Origin of the sequence: Dorea sp. Marseille-P4042, assembly GCF_900290215.1 — a bacterium.
GTDB classification, from domain to species: Bacteria; Bacillota; Clostridia; order Lachnospirales; family Lachnospiraceae; genus Dorea; species Dorea formicigenerans.
Genome location: NZ_OLMI01000001.1, coordinates 1003864 through 1030769 on the forward strand (window position 1 = coordinate 1003864; position 26906 = coordinate 1030769).

The following is a 26906-nucleotide window of genomic DNA, read 5'->3' on the forward strand; positions in this document are numbered from 1 at the left end:
TTTTAGATACTTTGATATATATCTATTTTTCTGTCTGAACTTTTGCCTGAGACACTGCATCATCTCCTGCATCTTTCACTGCCTGGTCAAATAAGTTGTTCATCTGATCTTCACATCCAAAAAGTACTCCGTATACCTTAATCCACTCATATTTAGCCAGATCTGTCTGCTCATCTTCAGAACGGTCAACAATTACTGGTATTCCAAGTAATGCAAACTTTTCTGTCATTTGCTGATAGCGCTCTGTCTGTTCTTCCACTGTCAATTTTTCTTGATCTTCTGATTTCTTCTCAGCCTTTTCATCTGATTTCTTAGCAGATTTTTTCTTGGACTTATCGTCTGATTTTTTAGTAGATTTTTTCTCGGTCTTCTCTTCTTTATCTGTGTCTTCAGATACATCCTGTTTTTCCTGAATATCTGTGATATCCGCTTCTTTTGGAAGAATATTGGATGAAAGTACTGCAAGGTTTGTTTCCTGTTTTACAAGCGTCTTATAATCTGGTTCTTCTTCAGCGCCACCATATACAACCTGTGTGTGGTCTTCTCCATCCTTTTTCTCCATCTTTTCTGCAATAGAATCAATCTTGCAGTCTTTTTTCTTATCTCCAATTGCAACAATATTATCTGTAAGTCCAAGTTCATCCATTTTTTCCAGAATAGCCTCTGTAGATGTGTAGGCTTTGTCTGCTGGTAATTGTACTACAATCATGTCCTGATCTAAGCCAACCGGAACTTCTACTCCTTCCGGCACAAGGAGATATTTGACAATATTTCCTTTATAAAGCTCTGCTGCAAGTTCCGCTTCACTGACACCGTTCAGATTTTCTTCTCCATCTTCAGCAGTCGTAACTGCAGATGTCTCTTCCTCATCTACGCTTGATTTTGCATTTTTAGACTCTGTAGCCTGCTGTTTGTCTTGATCAGTCTGTGCTTCACCAGAAGTATCTGCTGTTTCAGCATCTATATTTTCTGCATTAATCGCTTCTGCAGCAAGCTTTTCCGGATCATTCGCAGTTCCTTTTGTCATGTCAATTTCAAGAAGGGTAATTCCCTGATCATAATGATAAATCTTAAAGTATTCCGCATAATCCAGTTGTGTCTCAGACTGATATTGCAATCCCATAATTTCAGGAGCTTTCTCATCTAGCTTCTTATTCGCATTTGCTCCTCCTAGTGTAGTTCCGTTTCCTGCTGCTGCCAGATAAACAAATATTGTATATTCTATCTCATGAGCGACTGACATCTTATCTGTCATACCAAGAATTTTATTATTCTGATTTAATGCAACTGGGATTGTAACTGTCGCTGTTCCGCCGCTTTTTGACGTATAATAAGTATTTCCATTTGCTTTTACATACTGATAATGGTCACTGTCAAACACCAGTGTTGCATATGCCTGACCATTTTTTATCGTAATCTTGTTACAATATATCTTAACCTTACCAGTTCCTCCGGACCATGTAAATCTGTCTGGTGTATACACTCCATCAGCTAAAGTCGTAGAACTGTTGACACGACCTGTAGCGCCTGATGTATCTGCCTCATATTTTGATTCATTTTCAGCTTTACCATCGTTTGGTTTTAAAACAGAACCCGAACCGCCAGTTCCTCCTGAAGGATTGGTGTTGCCGCCAGTAGTTCCACTATTGCCACCAGTTCCACCATTACCAGAATCTATGTCACTAATTTTTTTCACTGTCTCAGATTTGAATGTAAGTATTCTGTCATACCAGATTTTATTTTTTGTAGAGTATGCTGCTACATTAATTCCTTTATCTAATGCTTCTACCGGAACGGTATATGTATATTTCCCATTATTATCTGTTACAAACGGAATCCAGGATGATGAATCAGCTTTTGCTGCCTCTTCCTTTGTTCCCATATACAGATAGCCATATCCTGTACCGCTTAATGTCAACACTGCACTCATCTTACCATTTTTAGAAGTCAGTTTACAATCTACTACTCGGAACATAGATGCGCTGGAGTCTACATCAATGCTATAAATACCATTCTCTAAAGCAGGTAAATCACCTGTCTTTTCCAGACTGTCTGAATGAAATGTAAGTACTCTGTCATACCAGATTTTATTTTTTGTAGAGTATGCTGCTACATTAATTCCTTTATCTAATGTTTCTACCGGAACGGTATATGTATATTTTCCATTATTATCTGTTACAAACGGAATCCAGGATGATGAATCAGCTTTTGCTGCCTCTTCCTTTGTTCCCATATACAGATAGCCATATCCTGTACCACTTAATGTCAACACTGCACTCATCTTACCATTTTTAGAAGTCAGTTTACAATCTACCACATTAAACATGGAAGAACTTGATGTTACATTATTTACTTTATATATTCCATTTTCCGGAACTACCACACCTGGATTCGGATCTGGTGTCGGGTCTGGATCCGGTGTCGGAAGTTCTCCTGTTTTCTCCAAAATACCATTGATATATGCTCTGGCATCACTAGTTGTCCATGTACCATCTTTTATATCTCGCACAGAATAGCTAAATTCTTTTCCAAGTTCTGTTACTGGAAGGGTAAATGTAAAACTTTTATATCCACTGGCAATATCAGAACGATCTTTTGCTTCAATAGCATTTGCCTCTTTTACTTCATTCGAATCCTGTGGATTTCCTATATAAAGTTTATCATATCTTGCTGCCTGTGTAACCCACGTAATCGTTGCCTGATCTCCATTAATTGAGACACTACTTTCTCTTTCAAAATTCAAGCCAATCATGTTTGTAGTCGGATAGGCAGAACCATATAAATTATATACTCCATTTTCTGTCGTATTTGCTTTATTTTCCAGATTTGGAATATTAATAAACAAGTCTCTTGCATAAGAGAACCATGTGTCATTTCCTGGTGTAACCACAATATTCATTCCTTGTTTCTCTGCTGATACATCAAATGAAAATGTTGTCACATTTTTTTCTGAATTGTACGTTCCTTTATAAACAGGAGTTTTGTTAGTGTCAGCCTGTACACCAAGATAAAGCCTTGTCCACTTGCTTCCTTTCACATCTAAGGTCATATTAACCTTATCTCCTCGCAGTACAGCTTTGGATGATACAATTTCAAAATCACTATATGCAACACCAGTTCCTCCAACAATTGTTTTTACCTCATCGGAAACTGTTGGAAGACTCTCTATTCCTTCATTTGGAATATAAATCCAAAGATCCTGTCCATTATACCAAGTGCCATCTGATTTTCCTAATGAAATTGGAAGAACTTTTCCTTTGTCTGATGCCGGTACTTGAAATGTAAATGTATATCCACCATTCTCTAATACTGTTCCATCAGTCACAGGAGTCTTAATTACATCTTCTTTTTCACCCAAATAAATCTTATCGAATGATACATTCTGAGTTGAAATTGTAACTTTTAAATTTTCTCCATCCTCCTGAACTTTTGACTCTTTTACCGTAAACATTTTGAATGTGCTGCCATCACTTTTTACAACCTGTACCTGACTACTGGTCACTGCCGGTGCCGATGGATTTTCCACCTTTGCAATATTAGATGTTGCAGTTGTTCCATTAGAATCAGTAATTACACAACGATACTGTCCAACCTTGTCTGATGCCATCTCAAATGTATAAGTGGCATTCTTGGCACTGATGCCCTCGCAATCTATCCAACTTGTTCCATCCGCACTGTACTGCCACTGATAACTCAACTTTGCACTTTCTTCTCCATTGGCAATAACAGAAAGAGAAACCTGTGTATCATTCTTCGCAGCTACATCTTTCGGTTGTGACTGGATTACAATTTCTGTCTGCTTTTTAAAAGCATCTAAAGAAGGAATTGTTAATGCTAGTGCACTACTTGTACTAAATTTCTGCGTTCTTCCATTTCTTGGTACATAATGCACTTCTTTTCCTGCCAATGAAAGTGGTACCTCGAAAGTAAATCTTTCTAACTTTTTCCCCTCAATCTTTTTTGTATCTTCTTCTCCGATAATTAGTGGTTCTTTTTCCTTATCATTTCCATTACCAATATAAATTGCATCATATGAAAAATTTCCACTGCTTGCTGGTTCTACCCAAATGGATACCTGTATTTTATCTCCTACAACTTTTGCCTCAGATGCTCCAATTTTAAACATCTTATATGGCTGTCCTGGTTTCTTCGTATCATCACTGGCGTAGATAGCAATAATCCCATTACTTGCGACATATCCTTCTTTTTCACTTACCTTTTGGAAAGTTATCTCTGATATGTCTGAAATTATTTCGGTACCAGTATTATCCTTTACGATGCAACGATATTTTCCGGCGAGTTTTTCTTCCATTGTAAATGTATAGTTATCTGTACCAGCACTTAATTCTTTACAATTTGTCCAACTTTCTCCATCATCACTATACTGCCATTGGTATGACAACGTAGTCCCTTCTTCACCAAGTGCATCTATAAATAAAGAAATCTTGTCTCCTGCCTTTGCAACCGTCTTTGCTATTGGCTGTGACTGAATTGTTATAACCGTCTGTTTCTTAAAATCAGACAATGCTGGAAGTTTTAACGCAAGAGAACTAGTTGTGCTAAATTTTTGCGTTCTTCCATTTCTCGGTACATAATGCACTTCTTTTCCTGCCATTGAAAGTGGTACCTCGAAAGTAAATCTTTCTAACTTTTTCCCCTCAATCTTTTTTGTATCTTCTTCTCCGATAATTAGTGGTTCTTTTTCCTTATCATTTCCATTACCAATATAAATTGCATCATATGAAAAGTTTCCACTGCTTGCTGGTTCTACCCAAATGGATACCTGTATTTTATCTCCTACAACTTTTGCCTCAGATGCTCCAATTTTAAACATCTTATATGGCTGTCCTGGTTTCTTCGTATCATCACTGGCATAGATAGAAGTAATCCCATCACTTGCTACATAACCTTCCTGTGCAGTTGTGCCGCTTCCAGTATTATCTCCAGAATTGTCACTGTCTGTTTTTCCATCGTCCTTCTTATCATCATCTACAAATGTAATTGTTGCAGTATTAGAGGTTTCCTTTATATATGACTTATTGACAATGCAACGATACTTTCCTTCTGAGCTTTTTTTCATTGTAAAGCTATAATTAGCTGTTGTTGCATTTTCACCATCACAGTCTGTCCAGTTTGTTCCATCTGCGCTATACTGCCATTGATATGAAACATCTTCTTCAGAAGCACTTACAGATAATTTAACATTTTCTCCTTCTTTTGCTTTCACATCGTTCGGCTGTCCCGTAATAACTTCTACGTTTGGAACACTCATCCACAGATAATTTTCTGACCATGTTCCTTTATCAGAACGTCCTGCGGCTACCGGAATCCAACTATTCTGTTTTGACAACGGAACAGTAATAGAAAACTTGCATGTACCATTTGCTTTTTCACCTTTTGTATAACCTGTTTTTTCGCTATCTGTTACAGGTCCCAGATATAACCAATCAAATACAGATTTTTCACCTGTATTAAAATCAATCGTTACCTGATTATCTTTCACTTCCATCTTTTCAACAACGATTGGAAACATCCCGTACTCGTTTCCATCGTTTTTTAACACCTTGACACCAGAAATCGCCTCTGTAGGCTGCACAGGCACTATAGAGTCCTGTGGCGCTGCTTCCTGCGTTACAGACTCATTTTTTTGCTCTGTCTGCACCGGTTCATTTTCCACATTTGATTTATCTACAGATTCTGCATTCTTATTTTCTTGTTGTGCCGGTATTGCACTTTCTGATTTTTCTGTATTTTCTTTTTCACTAACATTTTCTGACACATTATCTGTATTATCAGAAACTACGTCAGATTCTGACTCTGTTTGTGCCGCATCGGCTTCTACTACATCTTGTTCTTGTGCATATACATTCGTATACGACAAAGGTGTAGCCACCATCGATGCAACAAGCACACCTGCTAAAAAGCTTGCACTTTTTCTTTTCATCCTTTTCTTCTCCTTTATTATGTTTTACCTTGTTGTCTGGGAATTATCATGAAAATAATCGTACGAAAAAAAAAAGAAAAAACTTTTACTGACATAAGTAAAAATATTTTCGTTTTATAAAACTTTCGGTACAATCAATTACTCGTGACCTGGAATTCTCATTCCATGTACCAACGACCGGCAGGTTTCCTGACTTATAGAGTTCACATAAAATCTCCTTCCCAGTTTCCCAGTGGATGAGCTGCCTTGTCAGATTATCCGCAGCCTATGATTCTACATATCTATTTACAGTGACGAGTTCGTACAGGCTTCTCACCTGTTTCCCTTTTACCTGTTCTCACAATGAAACAGCACCGAACGTTCTTCATAATTTTCCATAACAAATATAACATTTAGACTTGAGAAAGTCAATGAAACTGAAGCTTTGTTACAATTCATTATACTTCAGTGACATGCTTAAAAAGCTTCCACAGGATTTCTCCCATAGAAGCTTCTTTTTTCAATTTATACGCCAAATTCCTCATACAATTTCTTACGATATTCCAAATCCTCCAACGCCTTAATACTATCTTCCTTCCTCTCTTCCTCGTATTCTCCCTTCTCTTAAACCTCGCTCTGTTGCCTCTTCTTTTACCAGTCTTTCTCTTTCTTCCATCTTCATATACTCGACCTCCACACTTGTACTTGTTTTTATTTCCTGTATACTCTCATGCAGACGGCGAAGTCTTTCATCACATTCTTCTGGAAGTCCATGTTCATTGCTCTCAGTAATATAATGAAGGAAATCCACTAATTCTTTCGATACTTCATCTTCATTTTCCCCTTTTGTACTGAGAAATAATTTTGTAACCTCATCTCCAAGTAATAAATCTGGCTGTTCCTTGCAGCGACTTTCAAACGTATAGCAATACTTCTTCATTCCATATGGATCATAGTCACAAATTACAATAATAAACAGCGGTTTTAGCTTATCAAAACCTTTTTCACCGCTTTTCAACATTGGTGCGTCCATCAATGCCTGATAGAATCTGGTTCGTTTTGGAATATTTCCTTCCTTCCGATTCTGCATCTCTACATCAAAAACGCGACCATCTTCAGATTCTGCGACAAAATCCATTCGAATTCCACGTTTTCCCGGAATATTGTGAATAACCTTCTGACCTTCTTTCCACTTGAGGCTTTTTAATCGCAAACCAGTAGATAATTCGATAATTGTCTTGCAATTTTCCAGTTCCGCGGTTGCCACATCAAATAGAAAATCGTCCGTGAGATTCATCTCCTTTAATGGCTTCCATCTGTCTTCCTGCATGATTAAGTTTTCGGTTCTCTCCATACACTTTTCTCCTTGTATTATACCATTTATAGTTATTTTTTCAAACATGGAATATCGGACGAATCTGTCCGTATGATCAGAGCAGAACTGCTCTTAAATTAACTTGATCTTTTTCGAATGTTTGAAGTGGGTATACAGACGTAAGTAGCTTTATAAATTCGTCTGATTTGCCAAGAAAGGACAGCCATGTGTTTTTTCACATCGGCTGTCCTTTTGACATTTCATAAATATGCTGTTAAACAAAATCCACTAACTACAATAACTTTACTTCTTTAAAAATCCCATGATTCAGCTGATAGCCAACATTCTTAATACACATCTGTCCGGCAAAATGTGCTTTTCCGATCATATGAATGCAGGCCTGTGCATATCCGATTGGCTCTTCTAACTGATGGTCCACAAACTTCGCTTTTTCTGTTCCAATAAGAGCAAGCGTCGTTTTCGGGCAGAGCAGAATCATAGTCTTATCATCGGCAAGCTGCTCTACTTTCTTCAAGAATGGGTACGTAAAATTCACCGTAACAGCTTCCATCATCTTCGGTCCCAGAATATTCACTCCGCCAGAAGAATCTGCATAGCTGATCAAATCTCCCCCGTACTCTTTCACCAGTTCCATATATTTCAAAATTTGATCTCCCAGTTTCCAGAAGACCTTTTCCATCACTTCCGGTTTTTTTCGCATTCCCTTGAACACATATCTTGCATCGATCAGCACATTGAGAATTGTAAATGGTCCTGCCACTTCGAATACAACATGTTCTCCTTCTTCACGAAGTTTTTTACATGCAAGAAGAGTCTCTTGAATTCGTCCTTTCGTGAAATCCATGTCCGGCAGATTTAATATTTCTTCTACATCTGTACAGACATATCCTCCAGCTCTCGGACCTGCAATTTCATTTCCAAGATTTATAATTCCTCCCATAGCCTCTGCCTCTAATGTATGGCAAAATGGAAGTTCACATATAACTGCTTTATCTTTCTCTTTCAACACTTTTGAAAGAGTCACCATTGTATCACAGTGTGTATATGCATCTGGAAATGTTAGTCCCAGTCCTTCTGTCACTTCTGAACGAATTCCTGCTGAATTATCATATGTACAATTAAAATCTTTTATATCTCCCATATTTTTAACATTACCTCTTCGCATAACCAAGATTGAATTTTCTCGCTTTATTCGGGTACTTCCTATCTCATTCGTTTCTTCAATTTTTAGTGAACTTCCGGAAACATAAGGCAATCGGCAAATAATCTCTCATAGCCTTCTGTTGCACCAAGTTCCATATAATCCATATGATGAGCCAGTTCTTCCATCTCGCGCTTCACCTGACCGGATAAGAGCGCCATATAAGCCCCGGTCTTGGATGAGTTACCGACATAGACAAGTTTATCTTTCACTTCTGCCGGAAGAATTCCTGTTCCAATGAGGCTGTCTGCCGGAAGATGTGCTCCAAATTGTCCTGCGATCATAACCTTGTCAAGCTCACTCATCTCTTTTCCTGCTTTCTTAAGAAGTGCATAGAAGCCAGACAGAATGGCTCCTTTTGCAAGCTGTACCTGTCGGACATCTCCCTGAGTGATCTTAAGGTCTTCCGTCATCTTAAACTGACGTTTCATACCATCCATCTCAATCATTGGGTAACGATAATCTGTCTCTTCCAGATTCTTCAACTTGATAAATGCGCCGTCTTTTCTTACAAGTCCGGTTCTTACCAATTCTTTTACCACTGCCAGAATACCGCTTCCACAGACACCGATTGGATCGGCATTGCCGATAATTTTCAGCTTCACGCCATCTTCCTTAATTTCAACATCTTCAATAGCTCCCTCTGCTGCACGCATACCTGAGCTGATATTCATACCTTCCAGTGCCGGACCTGCGGCACAGGAACAGGAAAGTAATCTTCCATGATCTGAAAATACAATCTCTCCATTCGTTCCGATATCAATAAACAGAACATTTTCATCTGCCTTATGAAGCTCACAGACATAAGCTCCTGCCACAATATCTGCTCCGATATAAGATGATACTGACGGCAGACAATAAAGTCTTGCCCCTCTGGATGCATGAATACCAATCTCCTCTGCTTCAATATCCTTTGCCTTTACAAACATTGGTGCATACGGTGATTTTCCAATGGACAGTGCATCTACACCAAGAAGCATATGCATCATCGTACAGTTCGCTCCTACACAGACCTCGTAAATCTGTTCTTTCTTCACTCCGGTCTGTCCACAGACATCTGCGATCATCTCATTGATGGAAGCAACGATTGCTTCCTTAAGTGCCTGTACCCCCTTCTTGGGATGCTCCATCTCATAAGTAATACGAGTCAGGACATCCAGCCCAAAATGCTTCTGTGCATTGATCATAGAGGAATCTGCCAGTTCTTTTCCGGTCAGCATATCAATCAGTGCTGTAACAACGGTTGTTGTTCCGATATCTATTGCGATTCCATACATAGAATCTGTAGTATCTCCCTCTTCCAGATCCATCAGCACTTTTTTGCCATCTTTTTCACGATGGATAACTGCCGTGTAACCTCCTTCTTTGAAACAGAATCCACGCAATACAGAAAATGGAAATTCCACATCCGAAAGTTGTTCTTTAATCTGATCTTCAAATGGTGTCTGGTCTGTCAAAAGTGGCTTATGTATATTCACGACCTGTTTGACAATATCCAGGTCTTTTTCGAATTTTGGCACATATCCTTTTGATAGAACTTCATGCTTGCGCTCTTTCTGCATCAGCTCTACTTCCAGATCACACTGTGGATGAACCATACAGGAAAGACGCACATCACTTTTTACTTCTTCCGGTTTTAAGAAACGTAATTCTGTAGAAGATACTTCCCCTGCTTCTCCTGATACGATGCGTACTTTACACTTTCCGCATACTCCTTTCCCATTACACGGATTATCAATAAATATGTTCTGCGCCAGCAAGATTTCCAGAAGGCTTGCTCCCGGTTCATAATCGTATTGCTTGCCAGACTGAACGACACGTAATTTATACATTAGCTGCTTCCTCCATAATTCCATGACGGATTGCCTGAATATTGGTCAGTGGTGACTTCGTTCCAAGTCCGCATGCCGGAGAAATGATATTAGAACCGTCTCTCCAACATTTTACTGCAAGCTGCTCTACCTTCTCAGGCTGTCCAAACTCCAGCGTCCATGTACTGACATTTCCCATCAGAGCGTGCTTTTTTAAATGTTCGCGTGCCTCACGCATAGATACGCAGGAATCGAAACTAAGTACGTCAGAATGTATCAGTTCTGCCTGCGGATATACATTTTTCATCTGTCCGCAAATATGCATGATTTTTCCCATGGTTTCTTTCTGAAGAGCATCCCAGATCATATTATTATATTTGACCGTATACTCCTCAAAAAGCTTCGGTCCCAAAATTTCTCCTGTTCCACTTGGATCGGAAATTGCAATGATATCTGCGCCGGCATCAATCTGTGCTCTTGCAAACTTTATGATCTCATCAGTCACAAACTGCATGTAACGGTGTGCTTCTTCTTTTTTCTTACGAAGCTCTTTATAAAAAATAACCGGCTCCATAACGGAACTTGCTGTGCTGACCGGTCCCGTAATATTTCCGATAATCGGTACATCTAAGTTTTTGGATTTCAGAATACGGATTGCATCCAGCACAACCTTTGCTCTTCCTTCCTCCATACTCATCGGTGTAATGGTCTCCCACTCTGTGACCGAATTGATCGCATATCCCGTTACATGCGGCTCATAAATCTTACTGCCCATAGTCACCTGAGCCCCCATAGCTTCTGCCTCAATCGTCATGCAGAATGGAACACCTACATTTTCAAAGCAGCCTTTTTCATAATTAGCTTCTGCCAGATTTGCCATCATTCTGGCATTCAGATGTGCCTCCGGCCAACTTACATTTGCCTCATCCATCAGATCTGTCGTTATCATATTCATCATTCCACCGGGACAGATACATGGCGGTCTGTCTGTCGGCTCCTGATGCATGGCTTTCCTAATTCGTTCTTTTGCATCCATAAATCCCCAGCTCCTTTTTCGAATTCTTATTCGGATTCTTTTATATTTAGCCTGGCCTATACCTTTTCAGACCGTTTCCAGTACAGCTTTTGTCTTTTCTATCTAGGCAATTCCTGTCAGCTCTTTCGCAACTTTTACAGCTTCAACCGCATTCACAGAATATCCCTCTGCTCCGATATCGTCCGCAAATTTTTTGGAAATCGGGCTTCCTCCGACCATAACTTTGAACTGGTCTCGGATTCCCTGGTCTTTTAATTTCTCTATAACTGTCTGCATTCCACCCATAGTTGTCGTCATCAATGTGGACATACAGATCAAATCTGCATCTACCTCTTTTGCCTTCTCAATAAACTGGTCAAGCGGAACATCTCGTCCAAGATCATACATCTCGAATCCTGCTGTCTCCATCATAATCTTTACCAGGTTTTTACCGATGTCATGAGTATCTCCTTCCACAACACCAATAACTGCTTTTTTCTTTGTCTGATCATCTGTATTTTCCAGATGCGGACGAAGTACATCCAGTCCCGCATACATCGCATCAGAGCAAAGAAGTACATCTGTTACAAAATACTCTTCTGCATCGTAAAGCTCACTGGCCTTGTTCATACCATCTACAAGACCTTCCATGATTCCATCAAACGCCGGATATCCGGACTCAATATATTCTTTCGCAACGTCTACGACTTCCTCATCTTCCATCTCTACTACACACTCTGATAATTTTGCTAATAATTCTTCTTTAGATGCCATACTATAAATCCTCCATAATCTATATTTTAGAAAATACCTCATAGCCCGCAAGCTTTTTTTCTCCTGACATTCCCATCTGTTGACGTATTTTATCTTGATACATTTTAACATTAATTACACGTATCTTCAAATTGAGTACTTCCATATATTCGTACAGACATTTATCCTTTCTATATGTCATCCATCAGATAACGAATCGCCCAGGCCGGCACTTCCGGAATCTTATCCAAAACTTCACTATCATATATAAATGCCACTGGATACTCTGGTTTTTTTCTCGGATAAACACCCATTCCATCTGTAAAATACAGCATTCCATTCAAGTTCGTAAGTTCTCCGTTTTTTCGAAGTTCTTCTATATACTCAAATGCCGGTCTGAAATCAGTTCCTCCCCGGCCATAAAGTGTCAAGTTTTCCATCACCTGCTCCAGTTCTTTCTCTGATGTAATCTTCACATCCTTCTGAACCAACGCATCACACTGGATCAGATGGAAATTCACTCTGTCTTCGCTTTTCTGCCCACTTTTCAATATCTGGTATGTTTTTTCCAGAAATCTCCGAAGTTTTTCTTCCTCCACTGACCCTGAAGTATCAATCACAGTCACAAATGTTTTCACTACCCGGACATCCTTGTACTCCAACGGCTCGATCAGCGGCATATTTCCATACAGTTGCATTCCATAAGTATAGAAATTATAATCAAATTCCTCTTCATTGATCTTCATACGTTCCCCAAGCCTGTTGAACTTTCTTAAGAATGCACTATAGTCCTGCTTCTTTCTGTTCGCAAGCTTTAAATTCACCAAAAAATCACCGGTTTCACCACTCCGGCTTCTCATAAATGTCTCAAGTTCCACCTGAATCTTTTTCGCAGCCTGCTTCCACAGCTCTTCCAATTTTTGATTCGAGAACATGACTTCCCGGTTCTGACTCACCTGCCCCGATTTCACCGGGATTACATCTTTCCTGTTTTTTGTTTCAGGATACCAGAAGCTGTGGTCATCCCGACGGAAAATTTTCTCCAGCCGGTCTATCTCTGACTCTTTCGTCTTTTTCAGATATCCATAAATCTTTTCCGCATTCATAAGTCCCACATTTTTCCGGATGCGGTCAAGTTCCCGCTTTTCATCTGCCCCGGCACTAATGTCTGCAAAGTCCAGTTTCCAGCTTTCGATGATATATTCTGTTGCCATATCGCATGCAAGATCCCATTTTCTTTGCTCGATCTGTGGATTTACAAAGAAATGTCTGAATATTCCATGCACAACTAAATGCAAATACATTCTGCTGACGAAACCTTTCTCTTTTTGATATGCTCTCAGTACGTATTCTGGATTATAGTAAAGATTTTTTCCATCTGTTCCCATACCATATGAACGATTACGCATACATTTAGATGGACTCTCCGTCAGCATCCGAATTGCCGGTTCCAGAAACCTCATATTGACCAACGTTCTCTGTCTGCTAAAGTTCAGAACTTCTGAAGCCACTTTTATTATTTCCACACACATAAATATTACACCTGATCAAGCCCCAGATTTTGAATCTGATCCATAAGATTTTTCTGTCTCTCGTAGAACATCAAATTCTTATTATGTTTAAAATACTCCCGACATCCATACTGACTGATAAATCTGGCCGTATATTCATTTTCCGTAAGTTCTGTCACAAATACAAGAATCTCCTGTCCTTCTTCAAACACATCTTCGCAAAAGTAAAATGAGTTGGACAGACACCCCGATGATTTTCTTGTCTGCTCTTGAAAGCTTTCTGTCAACTGGGCAAAATAATCTCTGAGAATTACAAAATCTCTTTCATCCGGAGTCCGTATGCCTGCTTTTTCCCGGCATTCTTCCAGATAAACAAGCACACGGTCATCTTCCCACACCTGGGCACGGGATAAATTACCGGCACGTTTTTTCTGTTTTTCTTGTTCCATTAAACATTCTTTTTGTTGTTCGATACAAGAAACAAGGTCTCGGCCTTTTTCCACATCTGCTTTTATCTTTTTCAGGCAATCCCCAAATACAAACAATGCATTTTGCATCTCCATTGTCTCTTTAACAGTATCCGTAATTCCATCCATCAAAAGACCAAGGAAAGAAATCCTCTCATCAAAAGATGCTTTCATCGCCCTCTGTCTTACTTGCTCTGATGGAATGCCAAATAAGATACGGTCCACCTGATAATCATTTTTATATTTTTTGAACAAATCATAATAAATTGTAAAGTCACGGGCAATCTGCTCATCCTGCACGTACTGGCTGATCAGATTCAGATCCACAGGCAGATTCTTCTTTTCACTCAGACACATGATCTGACTTAAATCTTCCCAGCCTCTTGCTGTCACAAAATGCTTTCCATCCACTGTATTTTCCACGGAATAAAAGGCATCTTTCTTCAGATCCAGATAAGTCAGGATTGCCGGGTGCATCCCCTGCTCATAAGCATATGTTTTCCAGACACTATAATCAGGCTCTACATCCATTCTCTTTACGCGGTCCCAGGACGCAATATCGAATTCCCTCACCGAATGATTGTATTCTGGCGGATTCCCTGCTGTTACGATAATCCAGCCCTCAGGCACTTTGTGCTGTCCAAATGTCTTGTACTGTAAGAACTGAAGCATCGCCGGCGCCAAAGTCTCAGATACACAATTGATCTCATCTAGAAAAAGAATTCCTTCACATATTCCCGTGTCCTCCATCACTTCATAAACCGCTGCAATAATCTCACTCATCGTATACTCAGATACCTGAAATTTTTCTCCACCATACTCCTTTTCTACAATGTATGGAAGTCCCAGTGCACTCTGCCTTGTGTGATGTGTCATCGTGTAAGACACAAGTGCTACTCCAAGTTCCTGCGCAACCTGCTCCATAATTGCAGTTTTACCGATTCCCGGCGCTCCCATCAAAAATACCGGACGCTGCTTTTCTGTCGGAATTATATATCTGCCTTTTTCATCCTTTTCCAGATACAATTTTACCGCATGTTCAATCTGCTCTTTTGCTTCCCTAATATTCATAAATATTATGACAACGCTGCCAGAAGCTGATCAAGCTGGCTGCCCGTCTCCTCCTTCTTATCCTCATTTTGGATTTCATTCTGATAATTCAACAGCATGCTACGGATCTCCATGTCAGATTTTTGCAGTGACTGATCCAGAAGTCTGTTCACTGCCTGTTCCGCCAATAAATTGTAATGAATGAAAAACTGTAATAACTTTTTATTTTCTAATAAAAGGACTTCATAGGAACTCCGGTTTTCTTTCAGATCCTTCACATAAGAATCAAGGATTTCACTTCTTACATCTCCATGTTCTACCAGGTAATCTGCAAGTCCTGCTGCCGCCCACATTCTCCATTCTTTTGCAAATCTCGTAATCCTCATATTCGGTGCAATGATTTCTTCCATATCATAGCAAGTTGTCCACATATCCCAGTCCTGAAACACTTCTTCATCCACCGGGTTTCCTTCTATATACACTCGTTTTAATGCAGAACATTGCGAAAAGATGCCTTTGCCAAACTCTGTCACCCGTTTTGGGAAATGAAGTTCTTTTAAATTCGTACACCGGTAAAACACCTTGCGTTCTACCACCTCCAGTCCTTTTGGCAAATGTACTTTCTCCAGACTGACACAAGTCACAAAAGCACCTTCTTCCATTCGCTTCACACTCTCCGGTAAATCCACCTGTTCCAGTGCCGCGCACCCGGAAAATGCATGAGCCTCAATCACTTCTGTATCATGCGGCAGTATTACTTCCCGCAGTTTTCCACAATCATTAAATGTATCATGCGGAATCTCCACCAGATGTTCTGGAAACTTCACTTTTTTTAACATCCTGCAATAGCGGAATGCACTGTGCCCAAGTTTCTGCAAATTCTCCGGTAATTCTATATATTCCAGAGGTGTTCCGCTGAAAGCATAAATGTCGATTGTTTTTATGCTTTCCGGTAAATGTATCTTTTTGATTCCACTCCCCTGAAAGGCATGCTTTCCAATTCGTTCCACTGAATCTGGCAAATGCACTTCCTGCACTTCCATGCAATACTCAAAAGCACTGTCTGCGATGATCCGGATACCATCCGGCACTTCTACAAATGCATCAGCTCCAAGATATTTTATAAGCGTATCTCCTTCTATCTGAAGATTTTGATCTACGTTTCCGGATTCCATTACACTTTTTAATACTTCCCGTGCATCTTCACTTTTCAACGCTTTCGTATTCAGTCGTTCCAGCGCTTTCCAGCCTTCTTCTATTTCCTCCGATTCTACATCGTCTGAATCAATATTATTGACCAGAATCACATCTGCATGTTCAATCTGGTCTACATAAAATTCTCCCAGTCCGGAGGCATATGCCTCCACCATGCCAATGTCTACAACTGTAACATTCGGTCCAATCATCATCTCAAGATGTTCCTTCTCTTTTAGCTGCGTACATACTTTCACGACATCGGACAGTTTTCCAAATCCAGATGCTTCTATAAAAATTCTGTCCGGGCAATCTTCCATGGCAATCCGGCGCATCTTTTCTTCAAACTCAAGTGCCATCCCACAGCAAATACAGCCCTCACCGATTTCTTCATAGATCAAGCTGCCTTCTGCATTTTCCCGGTCAACTGCCTGTGCACCAAAATCATTTTGAATTACCGCAGTCTTTCCCTTTACCTGTTCTATCCATTGATTTAAGAATGTTGTTTTTCCGGATCCCCGAAATCCAGATATGATCTGAACAACCATGTCCTTTTTATCTACCTCCATCAGATTAGTTTTCTGATTTTATATCTTTTTATTCAAATTTGGCAGATTATCTTTCCGACACATTTTACTCAAAGTTCTTAGGATCTAATGGCCATTTCCCATACTTTCTTGCTGCATTCATAAACGCTTCAATATTCTCCAATTTTACCTGACCGGAAAGATCACATCCAGAGGCAAGAATATAACCATTCGGTGAATCCCATGCTTTCTGCAAACACCTCTTTACAGCTGCATCCATTTCTTCCTTTGTTCCCTGAATAAAATAGTCGACCGGTGCCACATTTCCAAGAATCGGCATCTTCTGCCCTGCTGTATTTTTTACATGCTCCAAATCAACGACATTGTCCACACTGATCATATCACTTCCTGCATCTGCCATGTCATCAATTGTTTTGGTCGTATCCCCACATATATGATAGCAGACCATTCCTCCTGCATTATGAATTGCCTGATTTACTTTTTTTGCATACGGAAGCACAAACTCCTGATACTGACTCTTTCTCAAGATTGTGCCAGAAGCGAGTGGATCACATTGTAGGATCAATACCCCTTCTTGAATGAACTCTTTATAAATATCGATAAGACAATCTTCAGACGTTCCGGATCCAGCTTGTCAATATCATCCAAACTTTCAAGCGGATACGTTGCGATTGCAGGTGTCTGAATCTCCGGATCATTGGTCGTTCCCCCAAGCCCAACTCCTACCATGTGAAGCCCGTATTCAATGACTGCAAGGTCATTACCAAATCTTTTGTACGCTTCAATCTGACACTTTGCCTCATTCTCCGGTGAGCTTCTTTTCTCGCGATGAGTCATCCCACATACATCGCCTGACATAGATACTATGACCGGCATTGCAAGCATTCGATCCATCGATTGTCCTGTCATAAAAGCATTCAGTCTTTGATTCGGTGTCATCTGGTCTAATTCGTGCATAAATCTCCTCCTCGTATTATACATGCAAACAATAAGTTTCTCAATATTCTCCCTGGATTTTATACACTATAACTTCTATCACTGTCATGAACGATCAGTATGAAATATTTTTCCACTAAAAAAGGCAGGGAAAATAAAACGAAGTGTCTGTTCTTTTCCCTACCGAAAATCCCAATTCCTATATAGCAGGTTTCCTGGCTTGATTTCATCCTCTGCTTTCCTCTTCCCGGCTTATATTACTGCTGTTCTGTTGCAGATATAAATACCAGTGACTCCGTTGAAGCTTCGTCCATCTTACAGTAGAATAGGCTGCCCTGGATTCTCACCAGATTCCCTTTTAAATGTCAAATCCATCACTAATATAGTCTTCTGCATCCAGTATAATTATTAAGCACGCTTATTTCAAATAAATAATATTGATATATCTACCCAATTATCGTTTTTCCAAATAAAATACACTCAGTCTTCATGGAATTCCTAAAAAGAATAAACTCATAAAAACCAAGTGTACATCATTAAGAATGGCTCTACATTCCTACTTGCGAAACTACATACTTATTTTTTTCTTAATGCTTTCTTTTTCTCAAGATTTGTGACAACCATGCAGCAGCTTGCATCACCTGTGATGTTTACTGTTGTACGTCCCATATCAAAGATACGATCCACTCCGGCTACAAGAGCGATTCCATCTACTGGAAGTCCTACAGATGTAAGTACCATTGCCAGCATAACCATTCCAGATCCCGGCACACCTGCTGTTCCGATAGATGCCAGTGTTGCTGTCAGAATAATCGTCAGCATCTGTGGAAGTGTCAGGTTGATTCCATAACAGGACGCGATAAAGATTGCACATACTCCCTGATAAATTGCAGTTCCATCCATGTTAATTGTTGCTCCAAGCGGAAGCACAAATGAAGTCACTTCTTTTGATGCTCCCATGTTCTCTACACACTCCATATTGATTGGAAGTGTTCCTACGGAAGAAGCACTGGAAAATGCAAACATCATTGCCGGAAGCATTCCTTTAAAGAATGCGATCGGACTCATACCGCCCATTGTCTTTACTGCTAATGAATATACAACAACTGCATGTATAATGTAGCAGACATACGCTGCTAAGAGCACCATTGCCAGTGAACCGATGATCATCGGACCATTTACTGCAATAACCGGGCACAACAGACAGAATACTCCGATTGGAGATAATCTTAAGATCATCTCCATACATTTCATAAACATATCATTCAGATCATTACACCCCTGGATCAAACGTGGATTTTTCTCCGGTCCAATCAGAATAATCGCAAATCCGAACAATACTGACATCACAATTACCTGAAGCATATTGGACTCAGACATCGGTGCAATAAAATTGGATGGGAAAATATTCACAATTGTATCCATAAATGATACCGACTCTGTTGCTTCATAAGTCAAGTCTGTTGTTGCAACGACCGGGAACATTCCTTTGAACAGATTTCCTCCAATCAATCCAAATGTGATTGCAAATGCGGTTGTACACATATAGTATACAACGGTCTTTAAACCAATTGCTCCCACTTTTTTAATATCCTGCATGGAGATAATCCCACACATAATGGAGAATAATACGATTGGAACTACGATGAACTTTACAAGGTTCAGAAAAATTGTTCCAAACGGCTTAATGTAACTCTCTGCAAATTCTGCATGACTCTGCATCAGAAGTCCTACTACAATTGCAAGAACCAATGCGATAAAAATCTGCATTGCCAAAGACATTTTTTTCTTTTGTTTCATGATTTTAACCTCTCTTTACTTGATTTCATTTCCCCGTTATATTTTACCCCAAAAAAGCACTGTCATAAGACAATGCCTTTTCTCTGATATAAAATTATATCATACCTTATTCTGATTCATCAACCAGTTTTTTGCAAGTTCATGTGGAAAATTATGCATTTTTTGATTAGTTGGGGACGTAGCAAACTTTCAAAATACTACGTCCCCAACTGCGAAACACGGTGTCCCTTTTTTGCCTCAAAATATCATTTTTGTCGCTTCATTTGCACAAATTACATATTTTAATCTTCCAGAATACCTTTCGGAAGCTTTCCTAACTGCGCACCACGACCGTATTTTCTTGCCGCATAGATAAATGCCTCTACATTTCTTTTCGGTGTACCAATCGGGAGCTGACATCCTGTATTCAAAATGTAACCTTTTGGATTATCTCCACATTTTCTCAGGCAGTCTTTACATGCCTCAATGACATCATCAATCGATCCATCTTTCATCACTTCGATTGGCGGAACATTTCCGGATTCTTTCTCGTATGGCGAAGAACCTTTTCAACTGGCCTGACTGCTATAGCTGTTGAAATCGGACCTGCCACACTCGTTCTCATACTTTTCGTACCTCTTCTACTTATTATCACATATATGATAGTTGAGTGTTTCCGGCTACAACATTATCTTACTGTACAAAATAATATTCAACACGACTGCTTATAACTCTGTAATACCTCTTGGCATATAACCTTTTCTTGCACCACGTCCATACTTTGCAGCTGCATTCATAAATGCAATCATGTTTTCCTTCGTCGTATCTACCGGAGTGGTACATCCAGGACAGAGATTATATCCTCTCGGATTGTCTCCAGCTTCAATAATACATTTCTTAATTGCCTGGTCAATTTCTTCAAATGTTCCATTTTTCAATACATCTACAGGTGGCACATTTCCACTGATTGCAACCTTATCGCCATAGCATTCCTTCAATTCCTGAATACTCTCACAGTTATCTACCCAAAATCCACTGACTCCTGTGCCAATAACTTCTTCCCAGCGATCCCTGGTATGTCCACAGATATGAATTCCAGTTGAACCCTGAAATTTGTTCATACGCTCTACTGCCTGTTTTATATAAGGGACAAAAAATTCTTTAAACTGTCGTTTACTAAGTAAATCTCTGGAGCCCATTGGTTCAGAAAGTGTAAACCCAATTCCTAGTTTACGATGAAGATCTTCACAACATTTTACAACACAGTCTGTACTATACTGCAATAATTTGTGGGCCTGTTCTTTATGTTTGACCGTACCCTTTAAGAATGTTTCAGTTCCAATCAAACTTGCAGCTGTTGTAAATGGTCCTGCAAGTCCACTACCAATTCCGCGTTCTTTTCCATATTTTTCCTGAAGTCTTTCAAATGCTTCTATTATGATAGGAAATCTTCCATCTTTTTCAACATTAATAAGCTCCATATGATCCAGGTCATCAAAGGTTTCCAGTGCCGGCTTTTCAATATAAGAAACGCTGTGCTCCGGATACTCGAGCTTTGTTCCGAGTGCTTCTACCAGCGTCCGAAGTCCCAGTCCCATCCCCATATTATCCGCCTGAAAATCTTCTGCCAGACGGCTTTCTACTTCCACCATGGCATCTGCTGAAAAATAATAATCACGAATGGAAATCCCATATAACGGAGGAGCTGTCTCTCCTGCACTTAAAGACGTCGGAATACGGTCCACCTCTTCTCCTCTTGCGTAAGCTATCTTCCTCTCTTTTGGCGTCATCTCAAGTTTTACTAATTCCATCTTTTCTTACCTCTTTCTTCTAACAGAACAACATAGAAAATGGTACTGTTATCTACATAGGCAGTCATATAAAAAACTCCTTGTGCCTCAAAAATCCCCTGTGCCATCGGTATTCCGATAAATCCACAATTAGAATACATCAATGCAACTAATTCCACAACTGCATAATCTTTATCCAATTTTCGGACGACCCATTTGCAGATACACCAGATCAGGAAAAAAGCAATAGCTGATAACAGAATCCCCCGACAATCGCAAGTATCGTCATCACAAGAGTTTTGTACATCGTCATTCCGGCTAATTCCATAGAACTATCTTCTTACTCCCAGCAAGGAATCTGTGTTCCCTGTTTCTCTGTCTTAAAGTACTCTGCAAGTTCATCACACTGAACAGCTTCTGCAATGTCTTTGATCCACTGTGCATCTTTGTCCTCTGCACGAACTGCAAATCCTACAGCATATGTGTCATTGTCATCAGACTGGCAAAGATATCCATCTGCAGAAAGTCCTGCATTTACCATATGTCCTGCTGCAAGGCAAATTGCATCAACGTCTTTGATAGACTGTGGTAATACAGACATCTCAGCTTCGATGAATTTGAAGTTATGTGGATTCTCTTTTACGTCATACATTGTCGGACTCTCTACAGAATCATCTAATGTGATCAGTCCCTGAGACTCTAACAGATGCAGTCCTCTTGCCTGGTTTGTTGCATCGTTGCAAAGTCCGATTGTAGCTCCATCTGGAAGCTCATCTACTGAATCCCATTTATCAGAATACATTGCGAATAATGGATAAAATGTCTTTGGCTCTACCATAACCAGATTGGTTCCATTCTTTTCGTTGTAACTCTTAAGGTATGGCTCATGCTGATACCAGTTGCAGTCAATGCTTCCTTCTGCTAATGCTACATCTGGCTGTACACTGTCATCAAATACTTTTGACTGAACATTGTATCCAAGTTCTTTCAGTTTATCCTCTACTGCAGCATACTGATTTACCATATCAGCACGAACTCCGATTGTGATATCTTTTTTCTCTGTGCTGCTGTCAGCCTCACTCTTTGTGTCATCTGCTTTTGAGCTTCCACAGCCAGCTAACATTGTTCCAGCTACTGCTAATGTAAGTAATACACTAATTAACTTTTTCTTCATTTTTCTTTTTCTCCTTAATAATTCTCCTGTTTGTTTGTTAGTTTTTTCTTAAAAACAGGCGTCCCCGTTTTTATTTTAATTTCTTATAAATCCAGTCACCAAAGTACTGAATAATCGCAACAAGAATAATCAGAACAACACAAATCGTGTACATAATCTGCTTATTAAAGTTCTGGTAACCATATGTAAGAGCTACTGCTCCAAGACCCCCCGCTCCAACTGCTCCTGCCATTGCTGTACAGCCAAGCAGATTAATAATCGCAAGACAAAGTCCTGAAATAATAGATGGAACTGCTTCTTTTAACATGACCTTGAATACAATCTGACTTTTTGATGCTCCAAAAGACTGTGCAGCTTCAATTAAAGCTGGATCTACTTCTTTAAAACTGTTCTGGAAAATTCTCGCCATAAACGGAGTACATGCTACAGTCAGCGGTACGAGCGCTGCTGTTTCTCCGATTGATGTTCCAACAATTAATCTTGTAAATGGAATGATGGAAATCATCAAAATAATAAATGGAAATGAACGTATCGTATTTACAAGAAAATCCAGAATACGATTAATCACAACATTCTGACAAAGCCCGCCTTTTTCAGTCAGAATCAAAATAACTCCAAACACAAATCCGAAAATCGTAGATAAAACTCCTGAAATCAACAGCATTTTAAGTGTTGCAAAAAACGCCGGAACTACTAACATCTGACAAATCTGTGTAAAAGTATAATTAGTGAAAGCCATTATTCATTCACCTCCGTCTCTCCCTGCTCACCTGAAAGTTCGCGCCATTTAATTCCTTTTTGATTCAGGTAATCTGTAACTACACCTAAATGTTCATCATCAATATTGATTACAAATATTCCCATCTGATCTCCCTGATAATCCTGAATCAAACCATTCACAATCGGAAATACATACTGAAGTTCTGATGTCATCGTACTGAACAATTCTCCATCTTTCATGTCCTTTACCAGATATGAAATCTGAATATTGTGTCCTGTATCCGGAAGTTTTTCTTCTTCTTCGCCCAATAACCTTCTCAGGGACTGTGGCTGTTTAATAAAGATTTCTTTTACAGTACCTTCATCTGCAATCTTGCCATTTTCCAGAATGCATGCTTTATTACACGCTTTTCTTACAACTTCCATCTGATGTGTTACAATGATAACTGTGATTCCAAGTTTCTGATTAATTTCCATCAACAGATCCAGAATTGAATTCGTCGTCTTCGGATCCAGTGCTGAAGTAGCCTCATCACAAAGCAAAATCTTCGGATCCATAGTCAATGCTCTTGCAACTGCAACACGTTGCTTTTGTCCACCACTTAAATTTCTCGGTTTTGCATTCATCTTATCTCCAAGACCAACCAGTTCCAGAAGTTCTCTTACTTTTTTATCAATCTGGTCTTTCGGATATTTCCAGCACTGCATTGGAAGAGCGACATTCTTATATACCGTCTCTCGTTCAAGTAGTGAAAACTGCTGAAAAATCATTCCAACATGCCGTCTGAATTCTCGTAATTCTTTATCTTTCAAATCTTTGATCTCACATCCGTCAACCTTCAGGCTTCCTTCCTGATAAGATGTCAGACCGTTGATGCAGCGAAGAAGTGTAGATTTTCCTGCGCCACTTCGACCTACTAACGCATAAATATCTCCGTCTTCAATTGTCAGGTTGATACCTTCCAGAACGGAGCTTCCATCGTCTTCCCATAACTTTTTCAGATTTTTTATCTCAATCAACGTTTTTTCCTCCTTCTAAATTACTTTTCCTATTTTATACAATTTCCTCAATAATTTCTTCATTTATAATTCCAATCTTTCTTGTTTTAATTGTGCATCGTGCACAATTTATCCCATGCGTTTTTGTATATTTTATTGATTGTATCTATATAATCGTTCTTTTATTGTTTATATCTATATTTATCTTTATAGACATATGTTATATCTGCACAAAAACAGGGTGCATCTATCTATATTTGATAAATGCACCCTTGTCAATTGTAATTATTTACGAATCATTTCTACAAATGCTGCCAGTCGTGTATTTAATTGTCCTACATCACCTTTCGAATAGTCTGTCACTACGGCCAGATATGGCAAGTGCTTTTCTTCATTCACGAAATTCTTCACACTGATGGATTCCATTTCCACAGAATGACAGCCCGATAATATCATCTCAACTACCCCATCTACATGATAGTCATCAATCATTTCTCCAAGAAGATGGATACGATTATTGTTCGGTGTCATAATTGCACAGCCTATGCTAAAATACTTTCTTGCAATTGCACCATAAACATCCGGATCATCTTCATCTACCATACGCTCTACTGCTTTCGCTCCAGTACAGTTTTCAAAACCGACTACAACTCCGCCGTTATTCTCAATTGCCTCTACGATTTTATTTGTATCTTCGCCCATAGGGCAGCCGGTAATCAGGATTCTCGGTCTCTTTTCTAGCTGACGACCTTTCTCATATTCTTCCAGAATACGATCTGACAATTCATTTAACTCCTTTGTCATCTCTTCCTGACCAAATTGATATTTCGAACCATAAAGCACCTTACCAAGTTCCAGTCCTGACATTGGAACTGGTTCCAGCTTCATCAGTCCATAAAATCTCTTCAATGCTTCTCTTCGCTTATTCTGCGATACAATTGCACGTCGAATATCATTCTCTGTAATTACTACCTGAAAATATTCTTCCAGAAATTCTTTAAACCGGATAATCTCTTCCCGCCAGAATCTAAGTCCGCCTTCTGACTGTGTATTCGGCAATTCCATAACATAAACTTCTTTAAACTCAGACATCAATTCGTACATTTTTTTCTTGCCGTCACATGTTGTTTCTCCCACAACCAAATCCGCAAAATGAAAATAAGGACACCGATCAGATATGGCATAACCATAGCTAGATTTGATTAATGGACATACATTCTTTGGCAATACCGTTTCAGCGAGCTCTACTGTTTCATTCGCTGAAGAACATAGCCCCACAGGAATTGCTCCCATGGCAACTGCAATTTCTCTTGGAAAAAACGAACAATATGCACCGATTATCGGAATCTGCTTTTCTTTATATTCTTTTACCTTCAAAAATGACTGTTTTTTCTTGTCTTCAAACTCATCGAAGATTTCCGGCAAATCCTTGATAATCTCCATTCTCTACTTCTCCTCTTTCTCCTGTTCCCGCAGGAGTATACTAATTAAAATCTTATGAGCAATTCCCGGCTCATTAATATCCACTCCCAAAATCTCATTAATTTTGGAAAGTCTATAAATCATTGTATTCCTATGTATAAACATTTTCTTTGCTGCCATACTTACATTATTACCCACAAGCAAGTATTGCTTTAATGTCTCATAGAATTTTGTTTCCTTTGCCTCATCTTCGCTGGCTAGTTCAGTAAGTTCACGCTCCAGATATCTCGCATGTCCAATATAAGGCAATGCACAAGAACAGACTATCTGGACATAATAATCTTCTTCACGAAAACTTCTTTTATCCGGTTCCTGTTCATGCGCAATCTCCAGTGCTTTCTGACACATAAATCGTTTCTTATCAATCAATTCAATCTCATTAAAGCTCCCGCTTAGACAACATAACAGCTTATATTTTTCACACATGTTATCCATAACTTTACAAATCTTGTCTCTGCATTCTTCTGTATGTATATCTGTGAAAAGAAGACAAGCATACTGCTCCTCTATATAAACAAACACATTTTCATATACATCACTTACATAATTAGCCGCCTTTTGAAGTTGCAGACTATTATAAACTTCTGTACGTACAACTGCTACTCGAAATGGGGCAACAACATATTCGTTATATATATCATTCGTTCCATTCAGAAGCTGCTTCCCCTCGCCTTCAAATAATAACCGGGCAATCACACGACGTATTGTCGATATATGAGAATGAGAATGTTGTTCCTGACGCTCCATTAACATTCCAAGTCCCTGACAGACAATATCATTCATCTGAATCCATGTTTCCTCTGCATCTTTTGCATTATAAATTCCTGCATCCAGAATAGATATAACGAAACCTTCTGCATCTCCTTTAACTACAATTTCATTCACAGCATAATATTCTTCCGATACATGAATGAGCATGGATTTGCCCCTTGACTCTTTCGAGCGATATTCGATCATCTGTGAAATCAATTCTACTCTTCGTTTGCTGTCCATACCTTCCGGCAACAGTGTTTCATTATATTCTCCTTTATGAGACATTGCAAGTATCTTGCCTCCAATGTCCAGAACAATCAAAACAACCGGCGCATATTCTGTAATATAATCTGTAAATTTCTGCACAGAACCAGTACTCCCTAATGCTTCAAATGCTTTTCTGTAACAGACATTCAGATTTATTTTTTCTTCCATCTCTTCTCCCTCCCGGCATCTACTATCTC

At 39.4% G+C, this 26906-nt stretch carries 20 protein-coding genes and 2 riboswitches; all 20 genes read right to left on the reverse strand.

What is annotated here, in order from left to right; genetic code table 11:
- Positions 1-22: 22 nt before the first annotated feature.
- Positions 23-5944 (reverse strand): immunoglobulin domain-containing protein, encoded by a 5922-nt coding sequence (locus tag C7E02_RS05095; RefSeq protein ID WP_105308964.1) that lies wholly within the window; start codon positions 5942-5944, stop codon positions 23-25.
- Between the two features lie 162 nt (positions 5945-6106).
- Positions 6107-6317, reverse strand: a riboswitch (cobalamin riboswitch).
- 192 nt (positions 6318-6509) lie between these two features.
- Positions 6510-7277: an Rpn family recombination-promoting nuclease/putative transposase gene (locus C7E02_RS05100; RefSeq protein WP_105308965.1), complete on the reverse strand. Its 768-nt coding sequence runs from the start codon at positions 7275-7277 to the stop codon at positions 6510-6512.
- A 253-nt stretch (positions 7278-7530) separates the two neighbouring features.
- Positions 7531-8400, reverse strand: a complete 870-nt coding sequence (locus C7E02_RS05105) for a uroporphyrinogen decarboxylase family protein (protein WP_022278441.1) — start codon at positions 8398-8400, stop codon at positions 7531-7533.
- A gap of 86 nt (positions 8401-8486) precedes the next feature.
- A complete protein-coding gene (locus C7E02_RS05110; RefSeq protein WP_105308966.1) occupies positions 8487-10292 on the reverse strand; it encodes an ASKHA domain-containing protein in 1806 nt (601 codons plus the stop codon).
- Positions 10285-11307 carry a uroporphyrinogen decarboxylase family protein gene (locus C7E02_RS05115; RefSeq protein ID WP_105308967.1) on the reverse strand — a complete coding sequence of 341 codons (1023 nt, stop codon included), beginning with the start codon at positions 11305-11307 and terminating at the stop codon, positions 10285-10287. The genes C7E02_RS05110 and C7E02_RS05115 overlap by 8 nt, the downstream gene beginning before the upstream one ends.
- 102 nt (positions 11308-11409) lie before the next feature.
- Entirely contained in the window at positions 11410-12060 is a 651-nt protein-coding gene (locus C7E02_RS05120) for a corrinoid protein (RefSeq protein WP_022278438.1), read from the reverse strand.
- 170 nt (positions 12061-12230) lie between these two features.
- Positions 12231-13571 carry a vWA domain-containing protein gene (locus C7E02_RS05125; protein WP_105308968.1) on the reverse strand — a complete coding sequence of 447 codons (1341 nt, stop codon included), beginning with the start codon at positions 13569-13571 and terminating at the stop codon, positions 12231-12233.
- Between the two features lie 5 nt (positions 13572-13576).
- Positions 13577-15088, reverse strand: a complete 1512-nt coding sequence (locus tag C7E02_RS05130; RefSeq protein WP_105308969.1) for an ATP-binding protein — start codon at positions 15086-15088, stop codon at positions 13577-13579.
- A 5-nt stretch (positions 15089-15093) separates the two neighbouring features.
- Positions 15094-16830 carry a leucine-rich repeat protein gene (locus C7E02_RS05135; RefSeq protein WP_105308970.1) on the reverse strand — a complete coding sequence of 579 codons (1737 nt, stop codon included), beginning with the start codon at positions 16828-16830 and terminating at the stop codon, positions 15094-15096.
- Between the two features lie 64 nt (positions 16831-16894).
- Positions 16895-17374: a uroporphyrinogen decarboxylase family protein gene (locus tag C7E02_RS20170; protein WP_330406729.1), complete on the reverse strand. Its 480-nt coding sequence runs from the start codon at positions 17372-17374 to the stop codon at positions 16895-16897.
- Positions 17371-17766 carry a uroporphyrinogen decarboxylase family protein gene (locus C7E02_RS20175; RefSeq protein ID WP_330406730.1) on the reverse strand — a complete coding sequence of 132 codons (396 nt, stop codon included), beginning with the start codon at positions 17764-17766 and terminating at the stop codon, positions 17371-17373. Before C7E02_RS20175 ends, C7E02_RS20170 begins: the two co-directional genes overlap by 4 nt.
- A 167-nt stretch (positions 17767-17933) precedes the next feature.
- Positions 17934-18143, reverse strand: a riboswitch (cobalamin riboswitch).
- Between the two features lie 178 nt (positions 18144-18321).
- Positions 18322-19545, reverse strand: coding sequence for a dicarboxylate/amino acid:cation symporter (locus C7E02_RS05145; RefSeq protein ID WP_029731385.1), 1224 nt, complete (start codon positions 19543-19545; stop codon positions 18322-18324).
- A gap of 281 nt (positions 19546-19826) precedes the next feature.
- A complete protein-coding gene (locus C7E02_RS05150) occupies positions 19827-20039 on the reverse strand; it encodes a uroporphyrinogen decarboxylase family protein (protein WP_005338706.1) in 213 nt (70 codons plus the stop codon).
- 210 nt (positions 20040-20249) lie between these two features.
- Positions 20250-21335, reverse strand: a complete 1086-nt coding sequence (locus C7E02_RS05155) for a uroporphyrinogen decarboxylase family protein (RefSeq protein WP_105308971.1) — start codon at positions 21333-21335, stop codon at positions 20250-20252.
- Positions 21326-21637: an AEC family transporter gene (locus C7E02_RS19635; RefSeq protein ID WP_154104384.1), complete on the reverse strand. Its 312-nt coding sequence runs from the start codon at positions 21635-21637 to the stop codon at positions 21326-21328. Before C7E02_RS19635 ends, C7E02_RS05155 begins: the two co-directional genes overlap by 10 nt.
- A gap of 17 nt (positions 21638-21654) precedes the next feature.
- Positions 21655-22488, reverse strand: a complete 834-nt coding sequence (locus tag C7E02_RS05165; RefSeq protein ID WP_005338703.1) for a MetQ/NlpA family ABC transporter substrate-binding protein — start codon at positions 22486-22488, stop codon at positions 21655-21657.
- 70 nt (positions 22489-22558) lie between these two features.
- The gene (locus tag C7E02_RS05170) at positions 22559-23227 is read right to left on the reverse strand and encodes a methionine ABC transporter permease (RefSeq protein ID WP_105308972.1); all 669 of its coding nucleotides are present in this window, start codon (positions 23225-23227) and stop codon (positions 22559-22561) included.
- Positions 23227-24228 carry a methionine ABC transporter ATP-binding protein gene (locus C7E02_RS05175; RefSeq protein ID WP_005338700.1) on the reverse strand — a complete coding sequence of 334 codons (1002 nt, stop codon included), beginning with the start codon at positions 24226-24228 and terminating at the stop codon, positions 23227-23229. Before C7E02_RS05175 ends, C7E02_RS05170 begins: the two co-directional genes overlap by 1 nt.
- 264 nt (positions 24229-24492) lie before the next feature.
- Entirely contained in the window at positions 24493-25650 is a 1158-nt protein-coding gene (locus C7E02_RS05180; protein ID WP_005338698.1) for a double-cubane-cluster-containing anaerobic reductase, read from the reverse strand.
- Between the two features lie 3 nt (positions 25651-25653).
- Positions 25654-26877 carry a helix-turn-helix domain-containing protein gene (locus tag C7E02_RS05185; protein ID WP_022278473.1) on the reverse strand — a complete coding sequence of 408 codons (1224 nt, stop codon included), beginning with the start codon at positions 26875-26877 and terminating at the stop codon, positions 25654-25656.
- Positions 26878-26906 lie beyond the last annotated feature (29 nt).